The following is a 12,573-nucleotide window of genomic DNA, read 5'->3' on the forward strand; positions in this document are numbered from 1 at the left end:
TCGCCGCTGCGCGGTGCCTTCACTCCCTCAGCCTTCCTGACGGACCGGCGTCGATTCGCTCCTGCTCAACGCCGCCTCTCGCGGCATCCATGCCGCTCGCCCTGGAAGGCTTCAGTCGTTCAGCGAGCGGGGATGGCGCTTCACACCCCCCGCTGCACGCCATGATTTTTTTCGCAGCCGCCGCGTGGCGGGAAGATTTTTAAGCTGCATTCATACCGCGCGGCGTTAAGCAAAACCCTTCTTTCGTGTTTTTCGTCTTTTAAGGTCACTGCGTGGCGGTAAGACTTTTAAGTAACTTCCCGCCCGCGCGGTGTTCACCAGAAGCCGTTTCTGCCATGTTTTTTCTGTTTTTTCAGCCAGCCACTGTCTTTACAGACCGGCTTGCAGCCCCCCAGACAGCACCACACACAAAAAAAGAAAAAGGCTCTTAAAGGCGAGGTGTTGAGCGCTATCCGGAGCGCCGAACGGAGCGTGACGGCCAGGACGAAGCGGCATGGATGCCGCTGAGAGCGCGGCATGAGCCAGGGATGGCGAATCCGCGCGGTCCGTGAGGCTGGCGCGGCGGAGTGAGGGAACAGCGGAGGCTGGCGCAGGGCGCGGATTGCAAAGGGCCGCGCCCATCGGCCCTTTGCCCGTACGCCGCAGCGGGGCGGCTGCAACTGCCTTGCGGTTAGCGGGCGGAACCCGCTCAGGGTTCGGTAAAAACCGGCTGAGCGGTCGGAACCCGCGCAGAGTCAGACCAGCACAGCGGTCAATGCGCGAGCCCGCGCAACGAAAAACCGGCATAGCGGGCCGGTCCCCGCTCAGATCCGGCCCTTTGCTCCTACGCCGCAGCGGGGCGGTTGCAACTCCCGCAGGGTTAGCGGGCGGAACCCGCTCAGGGTTCAGTAAAAACCGGCTTTGCGGGCCGGAACCCGCTCAGAACCGGCCCGGACCCCGCTCACGATCAACCGGTTGAGCCCCCACCAGCTTCGGCATCACCTCGCGGATCATCGCGAAAAAATGCCGCATCCGCGCCGGATAGTAGCTGGCCCACGGATAGGTCAGCCACACCGGCAGCGGCGGCGCTTGCCACTCGGGCAGCAGCTGCACCAGGTTGCCTTGCGCTAAATCCTCCTGCACCACCCATGACGAGACCACGGCCGCGCCCATGCCCTGCAGGGCGGCTTTGCGCACCGCATACAAACTGTCGCTGGCAAGGCGCGGTGTAATCGCCAGGGAGGTTGACTCGCCGTCACTTAAACGCTGTAGGGTGATTTCGTTGCGGTAAAAACTGGTCAACGCCAGCCACGGCAGGTTGTTAAGCGCCGCCACGCTCTGCACCGGCGGATGGGCGGCCAGCAGCGACGGCGCGGCGACCACGAAGCGGGGGACTTCCGCGAGCAGCACCGCCACGATAGCGGGATCGCTGGGTGCGCCCACCTGAATCGCGCAGTCAACGTTTTCACTGATAAAGTCCGGGGTACGATCGTTGAGCATCCACTCCACCGTCAGGCGCGGATAGCGACGCAGGTAATCCAGCAGCGGCTCAATCAGCTGATCCTGCCCAAACGCGTGCGGCGCACGCACTCGCAGCGTGCCGATGGGATCGTCATGGGCGCCAGTCAGCTCATCTTCCAGCGCATGCCAGGTCGCCAGCAGCTGTCGCGCCTGCGCGTAGCAGCGCTCGCCGTCGTCGGTGAGCTTGAGCGCGTGGGTGGTGCGCAGAATCAGCTTCAACCCGAGCCGCTGCTCCAGCGCCTGCAAACGGCGGCTGATGGTGGGCTGTGTGGTGCCAAGCTGGGCCGCCGCCGCAGAAAGCGAACCGCTTTCCACGATGCGGATAAAAGTCTGCATCAGTTCGATGCGATCAACGCTGGAAGGTGAGTTCATACGTAATACGCATAACAGTTCTGTGTTTGACCAGTCTACCGCGTATGACGGAGACGCGCTTTAATACGTGCATCTTCACAGAGGAAATTCACCATGTCTGCTCTCTCACACGTTTCTGCCCGACCCAATGACCCCTTATCCACGCCGCTGGTATTTACGCTGGCCGCGGGCGCGGGGCTCAGCGTGGCGTCGATTTACTACAGCCAACCCATGCTGGATATCATCGGTAAACAGTTCAACGCGGGTATCAGCAGCGTGGGCATGGTGCCGATGCTGACGCAGGTGGGCTACGCGCTCGGTATTCTGCTGCTGGCACCGCTGGGCGACCGCCACGATCGGCGCACCATCATTCTGATTAAAGGTCTGCTGCTGGTGATGGCGCTGCTGCTGTGCGGCTTCTCTGGCGGACTCAATGCGCTGCTGATCGCCAGCTTTGTGACCGGTTTAACCGCCACGGTGGCGCAAGATATCGTGCCCGCCTCGGCGGCGCTGGCGCCGGAACGCAGCCGGGGCAAAACCGTTGGCACGGTCATGACGGGATTACTGGTGGGCATTTTACTGTCGCGCGTGGTCAGCGGCGTGGTCGCGGAATACGTGGGCTGGCGCGCCATGTACCTGATGGCGGCGGGCGGCGTGTTGCTGATTAGTCTTGCTCTGTGGCGCGTGCTGCCGCGCTTTACCCCCGGCACCTCGGTAAGTTATCCGCGCCTGCTGCTGTCGCTGGCTCATCTGTGGCAGCAGCACCAAACGCTGCGGCGTGCCGCGCTGGCACAAGGACTGCTGTCGGTGGGCTTTAGCGCATTTTGGTCAACGCTGGCGCTGATGCTGAGTGAACGTTTCCATCTGGACAGCGCCGTCGCGGGTGCGTTCGGTCTGGCCGGCGCGGCGGGAGCCTTAGCTGCACCGCTGGCAGGCAGCGTGGCCGACCGCATCGGCCCGGCGCGCGTCACGCAGTATGGTGCTGCGCTGGTGATGCTCTCTTTTGCACTGATGTTTTTGCTGCCGTTGCTGCCAATGCCGGTGCAGCTTGGCGTGATTATCCTCAGCACCATTGGTTTTGATTTGGGCGTGCAGGCTACGCTGGTGGCACACCAGACGTTGATTTACAGCCTGGCACCCGAGGCGCGCAGCCGTCTCAATGCACTGTTGTTTACCGTGGTGTTTATCGGCATGGCCACCGGTGCGGCGCTGGGCAGCATGGCGCTGGCGCACGGCGGCTGGAGCGGTGTCGTGGCGCTCGCGACGGGTTCCGCCGCGCTGGCGTTAATCATCCGTCTTTTCAGCCAGCATCTGAAAAACTGATCGGCAATCCTGTGCCAGGCTTTAAGGAAGAATGTTTTTAAAAACGGAGCGTTATGAACTTCCTTGCCTGGACCGCCGCGACCGGCGGTCTTCTCTTGCTTATGTCACTGGCGTCCAGCTGGATCCAGCGCGGCCCGGTGACCTCATTTGGGCTCTATCTGTTCGCAGGCATTCTCTGCGGCCCATGGATGCTCAGTTTGCTGCAGGTCGATATCATCGGCCACGCCAACCTCGTGGCTCACGTCACGGAAATCACTATGGCGGCCTCACTGTTTATCACCGGGCTAAAGCTGCGGTTGCCGATGACTGCGCACGCCTGGCGCGTGGGAATGCGGCTGGCGTTTCCAGCCATGCTGCTGACCGTGGGCGGCATGACGCTGCTGGTGCACTGGATTACCGGCTTCGACTGGGCGCTGTCGCTGGCCTTTGGCGCGATTGTCGCTCCGACCGATCCGGTGCTGGCGAGCCTGATTTCAGTGAATGACGCTCGAGACGATGACGCGCTGCGCGTGGCGCTCTCCAGCGAAGCGGGCATGAACGATGGCACTGCGCTGCCGCTGCTGATGTTGGCGTTGTTGATCGCCCAGCCCGGCGGGGTAACCAGCAGCAGTATCGGCGAATGGGCGGCGAAAGATGTGCTGTGGGCGATTGCTGGCGGGCTGCTGATTGGTTATGTGCTGGGGCGGCTGGTGGGACTGCTTGCCACGCGGTTGCGCAGCGCGCACCAGGACGCTGCGCCCAATGATTTTCTGGCGCTGGCGCTGATTGCGCTGGCCTATGCGATTGCCCAGTCGGTTGAAGCCTCCGGCTTTCTCGCCACCTTCGCGGCGGGCGTTGGGCTGCGACGCGCCGAGCTGCGCGTCACCAAACGCTTCCCGCTTGAGGAGCTGCCTGAAGAGAAGCGCGCGCTGCCCGCTGAGGCGCTGATCAATCCGAATAAACGTATGGAGCAGGGGCAGGGCGGCATGGTGAAATCCGTGGGCTTGGTGGTCAGCGATGCGCTGTCGTTTGGTGATACGATTGAGCGGCTGTTTGCTGCAGCGATGATGGTGGGATTGGGTATTACTCTGGCGCAGCACTGGAATCTCACCGGCATCGGTCTGGCGCTGCTGCTGTTTGTGGTGGTGCGCCCGCTGGCGGTATGGCTCACCACCTGGCGCTGCGAAATGCCGCTGATGCGGCGACTGCTGATTGGCTGGCTGGGCATTCGCGGCATCGGTAGTATTAACTACATCGCCTTTGCCTGGGTGCACGGGTTGCGCGGCCCCCAAGCCGAGCAGATGGTGGATATGGCATTAACGCTCGTGGTGTGTAGTATCGTGCTGCACGGCATTACGGTGACGCCGTTGTTAAATTGGCGTGCCGCCCGTCAGGCTGCGCGTATGCAAGAGAATGAAACCTGAGTATCTGTTATGAACGGGAGTCTGTTATGAAAGCGATGTTTGCCGCCCTGGTTGGGCTTTCCCTTTCTGCCGGGGCGTTTGCCGCCGACGGTGAGAACAATCAAGAACAGAATGTGTACGCCAGCCAGCTGTGTCATTTGGTGAGCACGGAAAAAAGCACCAGCGACATGGATGCGTACACGGCCAAGTTGAAGTCGCAGATTGCGGCCAGTAAATCGTCATCCGCGATGAACGATCCCGAATTCAACGAAGAAACCGCCCAGGAGGTGATCAGCGCCTGGCTGGAACTGGGCGAGGATGAGCGGGCGCAGTTACGCAAGAATCAGCAGCAGTGTGAGCAAACCGTGATGACGCAGTTCCAGCAGCAGGATTGATAGCCGCAGGCAGGGGGGTGCCACTTGCAGTGGCGGGCTTATGCCGCAGGCAGCGGCTCGGGGCTTTTCCGCTGGCGCGGTGCTGGCGTTAGCACGGAGCATTTTTCGTTCGCCACAGGCTGTGGCAGGTGCCTTTGCCACTTGCAGTGGCGGGCTTATGCCGCAGGCAGCGGCTCGAGGCTTTTCCGCTGGCGCGGTGCTGGCGTTAGCACGGAGCATTTTTCGTTCGCCATGGCACTGGCAGGTGCCTTTGCCGCGCTGCGGCGACCGAGCAGAGGGCGCCAGGCCGCGCCCTCTGCACTCCCCGGCCCTGCGCCAGCCCCACTCGCCGCTGCGCGGTGCCTTCACTCCCTCAGCCTTCCTGACGGACCGGCGTCGATTCGCTCCTGCTCAACGCCGCCTCTCGCGGCATCCATGCCGCTCGCCCTGGAAGGCTTCAGTCGTTCAGCGAGTGGGGATGGCGCCCAGCAACCCTCGCTGCAAGCCATGATTTTTTTCGCAGCCGCCGCGTGGCGGTAAGACTTTTGAGTACATCCATACCTCACTGCTTCAACTAAAATCCGCCTTTCATGTTTTTACGTCTTTTAAGGTCACTGCGCGGCGGGAAGATTTTAAGGTGCATCCAGACCGCGCGGCGTGAAGCAAAAAACGCCTTCCATGTTTTTTGCCTTTTCAGGCCACTGCGTGGCTGTAAGGCTTTAAGTACCATCCTGCCCGCGCAGTTTTAAACAGACGTTTTTTGCGTTTTTTCTTCTGTTTTTTTCAGCCATCCGCTCTCTGCACAGACCTGCTTACAGCCATACAGACAACGCCAAACGGAAAAGATAAAAAGGCCCTCACAGGCGGCGGTGTTGAGCGCCATCCGGAGCGCCGAATGGAGCGTGACGGCCAGGACGAAGCGGCAGGGATGCCGCTGAGAGCGCGGTATGAGCCAGGGATGGCGAATCCGCGCGGTCCGTGAGGCCGTTGCGGCGGAGTGAGGGAACAGCGCAGGCTGGCGCAGGGCGCGGATTGCAAAGGGCCGCGCCCTCGGCCCTTTGCCCGTACGCCGCAGCGGGGCGGCTGAAACTGCCGCAGGGTTAGCGGGCGGAACCCGCTTATAGCCATACCGGCTGAGCGGGCCGGAACCCGCTCACCATTCACCGGCTATGCGGGCCGGACTCCCGCAGCGCCCCGCCAGCGCCCTGGCCCCACGCTTACTGCTTTCGGCACTTTTTTTAATGGCTTTTTTGTACAAAATGCGTACATAATCGCCAGCGTTGAAACCTGACACACATCACATAATGAGACGCAGCCCTCAAGGTTGCCACATTTGATTCTGGTTACTGGGATGATTACACGGCGTCGCTTATTACAGGCTACTGGGGCAACCCTTCTTTCGATGACCACTGGCAAACTGTTTGCCCGCGATGACATCATTCCTCTCTGGCCCGACGATCCACCCGGCGGCGGCGGCCCATCGGGGTTACTCAGGGTCAATCAGTACGGCTCCTGGACCAATATCGTCTCGCCTGCGATTCAACGCTTCCGCCCAGAGAATCCCAACGGTGAGGCGGTGATCGTCGCTGCGGGTGGAGGCTATCGCTTCATTGGCATGGGGCGTGAGGCCTGGCCCGTGGCGCGCTGGCTCAACGCCAACGGCTACACCGCCTATGTGCTGAGTTACCGTTTGCCCGGCGAAAAATGGCAGGCGGGCAATCTGGCACCGTTGCAGGATGCGCAGCGCGCTATCCGTCTGGTGCGCAGCATGGAGAGCAAGGTGCATCTGCTGGGCTTCTCGGCGGGCGGGCATCTGCTGGGCATGGCCGCGGCGCGTCCTGATTTTGTCACCTATCCGGCGCAGGACCCGCTGGACCAAATTCGCCCCCGCGCTGACAGCGTTGGGCTGATTTATCCGGTGATCACGCTTGAAGCGCCGTATCAAAAAACCAAAACTCACCTGATGATGGTGGGCGAACACGCCACGCCGACGCAGGAAGCCAACTGGTCGGTGCAAAACTATGTGACGCGTGACTACCCGCCGACGTTCCTTGCCCAGGCGGAAGATGATCACACTTCGAATCCGCACAACACCGAACTGATGCGCGACACCTGCCGCCGCATGCGCGTGCCGGTGGAGCTGATTGAACTGAACAGCGGTGGCCACGGCTTTGGTCTCGGTAAAGCGGGCACGCCCGCTGCGCTGTGGGATCAGGCGTACGTGCGCTGGTTGGATCGGTTGGGGTAGCCACAGGCCGTGGCGGGGCTTGAGCCGCAGGCCGCGGCTGGCGTGCCGTTTCGCTGGCACGGAGCGACTTTCGTTCGCCATGGCACTGGCAGGTGCCTTCGCCACTTGCAGTGGCGGGCTTATGCCGCAGGCAGCGGCAGGTGCTTTAGCCACTTGCCGTGGCGGGTGCTTTCTCGCTGGTGCGAGTCACGATGCTGCTTTCGTTCGCCACAGGCTGTGGCAGGTGCCTTTGCCGCGCTGCGGCGACCGAGCAGAGGGGAGATTCGCCACGGGCAGTGGCAGGGTGCCTTTTCGCTGGCACGGAGCGACTTTCGTTCGCCATGGCACTGGCAGGTGCCTTTGCCGCGCTGCGGCGACCGAGCAGAGGGCGCCAGGCCGCGCCCTCTGCACTCCCCGGCCCTGCGCCAGCCCCACTCGCCGCTGCGCGGTGCCTTCACTCCCTCAGCCTTCCTGACGGACCGGCGTCGATTCGCTCCTGCTCAACGCCGCCTCTCGCGGCATCCATGCCGCTCGCCCTGGAAGGCCTCACTCGTTCAGCGAGTGGGGATGGCGCTTCACCCCCCCCGCTGCACGCCATGATTTTTTTCGCAGCCACCGCGCGGCGGTAAGATTTTTAAGGTGCATTCAGACTGCGGGCGTTAAGCAAAAACCTTTCTTTCGCGTTTTTTGCCCGTAGACGCCAGTGCGTGGCTGAAAGACTTTTAAGTACCATCCCGCCCGCGCGGTGTTCATCAGATACCTTCTGTCTTCTGTTTTTTTCAGCCAGCCATTGCCTTCGCAGACGCGTTTACGGCCACCCAGACAACCCCAGACAGAAAAAAAGAAAAAGGCCCTTACAGGCGGCGGTGTTGAGCGCCATCCGGAGCGCCGAACGGAGCGCGACGGCCAGGACGAAGCGGCAGGGATGCCGCTGAGAGGGCGGAATGAGCCAGGGATGGCGAATCCGCGCGGTCCGTGAGGCCGTTGCGGCGGAGTGAGGGAACAGCGGAGGCTGGCGCAGGGCGCGGATTGCAAAGGGCCGCGCCCATCGGCCCTTTGCCCGTACGCCGCAGCGGGGCGGATGAAACTGCCGCAGGGTTAGCGGGCGGAACCTGCTCAGGGTTCAGTAAAAACCGGCTGAGCGGTCGGAACCCGCGCTCATAGCCATACCAGCGCAGCGGCCAGCGCGCGAGCCCGCGCCACTAAAGACCGGCTTGAGCGGCCGGACTCCGCTCAGGGTTCAATAAAACCGGCTTGGCGGGTCGGACACCCGCCAAGCCCAGCCAGCGCACTGGCCCCTTACCGCATTGTCACAAACTCTTCTGCTGCCGTTGGGTGAATCGCCACGGTGTTATCGAAGTCTTTCTTGGTGGCGCCCATTTTCAAGGCGACGGCAAAGCCCTGCAGCATCTCATCCATGCCGTTGCCGATACCGTGAATGCCAACAATCTTCTCGTCTGCGCCCACGCAGACCAGCTTCATGCGGCACGGTTGGCGATGCTGCGTCACGGCGGTGTACATGGCGGTGAAGGACGATTTGTACACTTTCACTTCCGCGTCACCGTACTGCTCGCGCGCCTGCGGTTCGGTGAGGCCCACGGTGCCAATCGGCGGGTGACTAAATACCACGGTCGGGATGTTGCTGTAGTCGAGATGCTCGTCTGGCTTGTTGTTAAACAGACGCTCAGAGAGACGACGACCAGCGGCCACCGCAACGGGCGTCAGCTCAACGGCACCGGTGTTATCCCCCACTGCGTAAAGGCCGGGCACGCTGGTGTTCTGGTACTTATCAACCTTGATGTAGCCTTTCTCATCCAGCGCCACGCCGGTAACGGCCAGATTCAGGTTATCGGTTTCCGGCTGGCGACCAATGGCCCACACCAGGCAATCCACGGTTTGCTCGTGGCCATTTTCCAGCTGCAGCGTCAGGCTGCCGTCGGCATTCTTGATCACCGCTTTTGGCGTAGCGTCAGTATGGAGCGTCGGGCCTTCGGCCTGCATCACTTCAACCAGCGTTTCCACGATCAACGGATCAAAGCTGCGCAGCGGCGCGTGTTTGCGCACAAACAGATGCGTCTCGGCACCCAGCGCGTTAACGACGCCAGCCAGCTCAACGGCAATATAGCCTGCGCCCACCACGGCCACGCGCTTGGGCAGCGCATCCAACTCAAAGAAACCATCGGAGTCGATACCGTACTCGGCACCCGGCACGTCTGGGTGGCTGGGGCGACCGCCGGTGGCAATCAGGATATGGTCGGCGGTGATTTTTTCGCCGTTCACTTCAACCGTGTGCGCATCCACAAAGCGCGCATAGCCGCGAATCACCTCAACCTGGTTTTTACCCAGCACGTTATCGTACGAGGCATGAATGCGATCGATATAGGCGCTGCGGTTTTTTACCAGCGTAGACCAGTCGAAGCGGTTAACGGTGGTATCGAAGCCATAATCCGGGCCGTACAGGTGGATCGCTTCGGCGATCTGCGCCGCATGCCACATCACTTTTTTCGGCACGCAGCCGACGTTGACACAGGTACCGCCCAGCGCTTTGGCTTCAATCAGCGCGCATTTTTGACCGTGCATCGCCGCCCGGTTAATCGAGGCAATACCGCCGCTGCCGCCACCAATGGCGAGGTAGTCATAATGTCTGGTCATCCGTTGTGTCCATCTGTTGAGGGAAAATAGTCGTAGAGTTTACCGCTTCACCTAAAATCAGCGCAAAGGTTCAGCCTATGTTTATGATAGGGTCAAATTCGAGCTTCGCTTAACGGGAAGAGCACTATGCAACTGACTTTTTTAGGCACGGGCGGCGGTGCGCCGAGCCTGCAACGTAATGTTACCGCGATTGCGTTAACGCTGTCGGCGCGCGGCGACACCTGGCTATTTGACTGCGGTGAAGCCACGCAGCACCAGTTTATGCGGACCGCATTAAAGCCCGGCAAACTGCAAAAAATTTTCATTACGCACCTGCACGGTGACCATATCTTTGGCCTGCCCGGACTGCTAACCAGCCGATCGATGGCGGGCATTCCCGAGCCGCTAACGATTTACGGACCAAAAGGTATCCGGCAATTTATTGATACGGCGCTGAGCCTGAGCGGCTCTTATACCAGTTATCCCTTAGAGATCATTGAAATCGAGGCGGGGGAAATCCTGGATAACGGGGAATTTCGCGTGACCGCCTATCCGCTTAATCACGTTGTGGAGTGCTATGGCTATCGGATTGAGCAGCATGACAAACCGGGCTTTCTGGATGCGCCGCGCCTGAAGGCCGAAGGCGTACCGCGCGGGCCGTGGTATCAGGATTTGAAGCAGGGCAAGCGCATCCGGCTGGAAGATGGCCGGGAGATCAACGGCGCAGCGTATCTGGGCCCGGCAACGAAAGGCAAAGTGCTGGCGATCTTTGGCGATACCGCGCCCACCGCAGCGGCCATTCCGCTGGCAGCAGGCGCAGACCTGATTGTGCATGAAACCACGCTGGAAGCGGCGTTGGCAGAAAAAGCCAACGGACGCGGCCATTCCACTACGGTGCAAGCCGCCGAGTTAGCGAAGCAGGCAGGCGCGAAGCGGATGATCGCCACGCACTTTAGCTCGCGCTATGTGTCTCAGGATCGGGAAAGGTTGTTGGCAGAGTGTCGGTCAGTGTTTGCTGCGACCGAACTGGCGCATGATTTTGCGGTTTTTACGGTAGAGTGAACAGGCGGGCTGCGCGGCCCGCCTGAGAGGCCAGCGGCTTACTCCGGGACGATCTGTGTCACGCTGAAGTGGCCGGTGCCGGTGGGGACCAGCGTCTTGTGCAGCCACGGCAGCAGCGACGCCATCTGCGACTTAAGCTTCCACGGGGGATTGATCACAATCATGCCGGACGCGGTCATGCCACGCTGATCGCTGTCGGGACGCACCGCCAGCTCAATCTGTAAGATGTTGCGGATCTGGGTGGCTTCCAAATCTTTAATCATGTGCTTAATCTGCTGACGCAGCACCACGGGATACCACAGGGCAAACACACCGGTGGCAAAGCGCTTGTGGCCTTCCTGAATGCCTTTCACCACATCTTTGTAGTCGCTTTTCAGCTCATAAGGCGGATCGATTAAAATCAGGCCGCGCCGGGTTGGCGGGGGCAGTTTCGCTTTCAACTGCTGGTAGCCATCGCCACGGCTCACGCGTGCGCGCGCGTCTTTATTGAATTCGCTGCGCAGCAGGGGGTAATCCGAGGAGTGTAATTCGGTCAGCTCAAGCTTGTCGTCGGCGCGAAGCAGGTGACGCGCAATCAGCGGCGAGCCCGGATAGTAGCGTAGCGTGCCGTGAGGATTCAGATTACGCACTGCGGAAAGATACGGTTTCAGCAGTTCAGGGGCGTCCGGCTGCTGCCAGATGCGTGCAATACCCTCAAGATACTCACCGGTGCGCTCGGCATGCTCGCCGCTCAGTTGATAGCGTCCGGCACCGGCGTGGGTATCCAGATAGAGGAACGGTTTTTCCTTCTCCATCAAGGCGGTGAGGATCAGGCTTTCAACGGTATGTTTCAGCACGTCAGCGTGGTTGCCGGCGTGAAAACTGTGGCGATAACTCAGCATAAAAAAGGGGATTCCGGGGTTGGCGTATAAAGAATGGTCACTGCAATAGGGTGCGATTATACCGTGCGAGCAGCAAAATTGCTGAACGAATAGGCGCGTGTGCGGTAAAAAATCTTTTTAAGAATGCGCTACCGCGGTCGTCTTAGGGAAATGAGGCGAATCTCCACAGAGATGTCGCGCAAGATGGTCAGCAATGTGACTCGAAATGTTTTGAAATAGTGAGTCAGTTAGCCCTCTGGTTTCGCTTTTAACAGTAACAAAAGTGAACATTCAAAGCAGGGCGGAGAGATAGGCCCTTTACCTCTTTCACAGTTGACGCATCTTTCAATTTATCTCGGTGAAAAAAATGAAAAAATTATCAGGATTCGCGGTGGCGAGCGCATTGGTCTTAACGGGCTGTGCAAAACAGCCGCCTGTGCACAGTCTGGTGACGCCGCCCACCGTGACCGCTTCAGCGGCGGACACGGCTGCGACCCCTGCTCAAGGCGCGCTATTTATGGAAGGTGAACGTCAGGCTACGCCGCCACAGCAAGGTGTAGACAATCGCGCTGAACAGGTGCAGCAGTGCCGTAAAGAACTGGATGCCATGCGCATGTACAGCGACGCCTCGTACACGGCTTACGCGGCAGAATTCCAGAAGATTGGCGCGCAAACCAATAAATATTTGCAGATCAAAGATACGCTCGGCGCAGATATCAACGATTTGGTGATGCCGCGTTACCAGTTTCAGATTCGTGAACTCTGCTTCCGGATCAAGACCCGTTTGGCGCAGCTGATTATTCGTCAGGCAGGCTAAGCAGCGCGGCATACGCCGCGGCTTTTCCCGTCAGCGCAAGCGTCAT

The 12,573-nt window shown here is 60.5% G+C and carries 9 protein-coding genes; 6 read left to right on the plus strand and 3 right to left on the minus strand.

Annotated features, from left to right (window positions below; all coding sequences use genetic code 11):
* Nucleotides 1–918 precede the first annotated feature (918 nt).
* Complete coding sequence (locus LU196_RS19770; protein ID WP_232761117.1) at nt 919–1,872, minus strand: LysR family transcriptional regulator; 954 nt, start codon at nt 1,870–1,872, stop codon at nt 919–921.
* Between the two features lie 93 nt (nt 1,873–1,965).
* Here LU196_RS19770 and LU196_RS19775 point away from each other — a divergent pair, with 93 nt between their 5' ends.
* The 4 genes from LU196_RS19775 to LU196_RS19790 all read left to right on the plus strand — a co-directional run bounded on the left by LU196_RS19775 (nt 1,966) and on the right by LU196_RS19790 (nt 7,178).
* A complete protein-coding gene (locus LU196_RS19775) occupies nt 1,966–3,174 on the plus strand; it encodes an MFS transporter (protein WP_232761116.1) in 1,209 nt (402 codons plus the stop codon).
* A gap of 53 nt (nt 3,175–3,227) precedes the next feature.
* On the plus strand, nt 3,228–4,577 hold the full coding sequence (locus LU196_RS19780; protein ID WP_232761115.1) for a sodium:proton antiporter: 1,350 nt from the start codon (nt 3,228–3,230) through the stop codon (nt 4,575–4,577).
* 26 nt (nt 4,578–4,603) lie between these two features.
* Complete coding sequence (locus LU196_RS19785; RefSeq protein ID WP_232761114.1) at nt 4,604–4,951, plus strand: YaeQ family protein; 348 nt, start codon at nt 4,604–4,606, stop codon at nt 4,949–4,951.
* Between the two features lie 1,330 nt (nt 4,952–6,281).
* Nucleotides 6,282–7,178, plus strand: a complete 897-nt coding sequence (locus LU196_RS19790; protein WP_232761112.1) for an alpha/beta hydrolase — start codon at nt 6,282–6,284, stop codon at nt 7,176–7,178.
* A gap of 1,278 nt (nt 7,179–8,456) precedes the next feature.
* Here the strand turns inward: LU196_RS19790 and gorA are convergent.
* Nucleotides 8,457–9,809: a glutathione-disulfide reductase gene (gene gorA, locus LU196_RS19795; protein ID WP_232761111.1), complete on the minus strand. Its 1,353-nt coding sequence runs from the start codon at nt 9,807–9,809 to the stop codon at nt 8,457–8,459.
* Between the two features lie 126 nt (nt 9,810–9,935).
* Between gorA and rnz the strand changes: the two genes are divergently transcribed.
* Nucleotides 9,936–10,850, plus strand: a complete 915-nt coding sequence (gene rnz / locus LU196_RS19800) for a ribonuclease Z (protein ID WP_232761110.1) — start codon at nt 9,936–9,938, stop codon at nt 10,848–10,850.
* A 38-nt stretch (nt 10,851–10,888) separates the two neighbouring features.
* Here the strand turns inward: rnz and LU196_RS19805 are convergent, their stop codons facing one another.
* A complete protein-coding gene (locus tag LU196_RS19805) occupies nt 10,889–11,731 on the minus strand; it encodes a 23S rRNA (adenine(2030)-N(6))-methyltransferase RlmJ (protein WP_232761109.1) in 843 nt (280 codons plus the stop codon).
* A gap of 346 nt (nt 11,732–12,077) precedes the next feature.
* Here LU196_RS19805 and LU196_RS19810 point away from each other — a divergent pair, with 346 nt between their 5' ends.
* Entirely contained in the window at nt 12,078–12,527 is a 450-nt protein-coding gene (locus tag LU196_RS19810; protein WP_232761108.1) for a hypothetical protein, read from the plus strand.
* Nucleotides 12,528–12,573: the final 46 nt, after the last annotated feature.

The organism is Pantoea sp. Mb-10 (assembly GCF_021272205.1).
Lineage (GTDB): Bacteria > Pseudomonadota > Gammaproteobacteria > Enterobacterales > Enterobacteriaceae > Pantoea.

Bases quoted from the DNA above. Each gene is read 5' to 3' on its own strand.
- LU196_RS19770 (WP_232761117.1), bottom strand. From the start codon at position 1,872: ATGAACTCACCTTCCAGCGTTGATCGCATCGAACTGATGCAGACTTTT.
- LU196_RS19775 (WP_232761116.1), top strand. From the start codon at position 1,966: ATGTCTGCTCTCTCACACGTTTCTGCCCGACCCAATGACCCCTTATCC.
- LU196_RS19780 (WP_232761115.1), top strand. From the start codon at position 3,228: ATGAACTTCCTTGCCTGGACCGCCGCGACCGGCGGTCTTCTCTTGCTT.
- LU196_RS19785 (WP_232761114.1), top strand. From the start codon at position 4,604: ATGAAAGCGATGTTTGCCGCCCTGGTTGGGCTTTCCCTTTCTGCCGGG.
- LU196_RS19790 (WP_232761112.1), top strand. From the start codon at position 6,282: ATGATTACACGGCGTCGCTTATTACAGGCTACTGGGGCAACCCTTCTT.
- gorA (WP_232761111.1), bottom strand. From the start codon at position 9,809: ATGACCAGACATTATGACTACCTCGCCATTGGTGGCGGCAGCGGCGGT.
- rnz (WP_232761110.1), top strand. From the start codon at position 9,936: ATGCAACTGACTTTTTTAGGCACGGGCGGCGGTGCGCCGAGCCTGCAA.
- LU196_RS19805 (WP_232761109.1), bottom strand. From the start codon at position 11,731: ATGCTGAGTTATCGCCACAGTTTTCACGCCGGCAACCACGCTGACGTG.
- LU196_RS19810 (WP_232761108.1), top strand. From the start codon at position 12,078: ATGAAAAAATTATCAGGATTCGCGGTGGCGAGCGCATTGGTCTTAACG.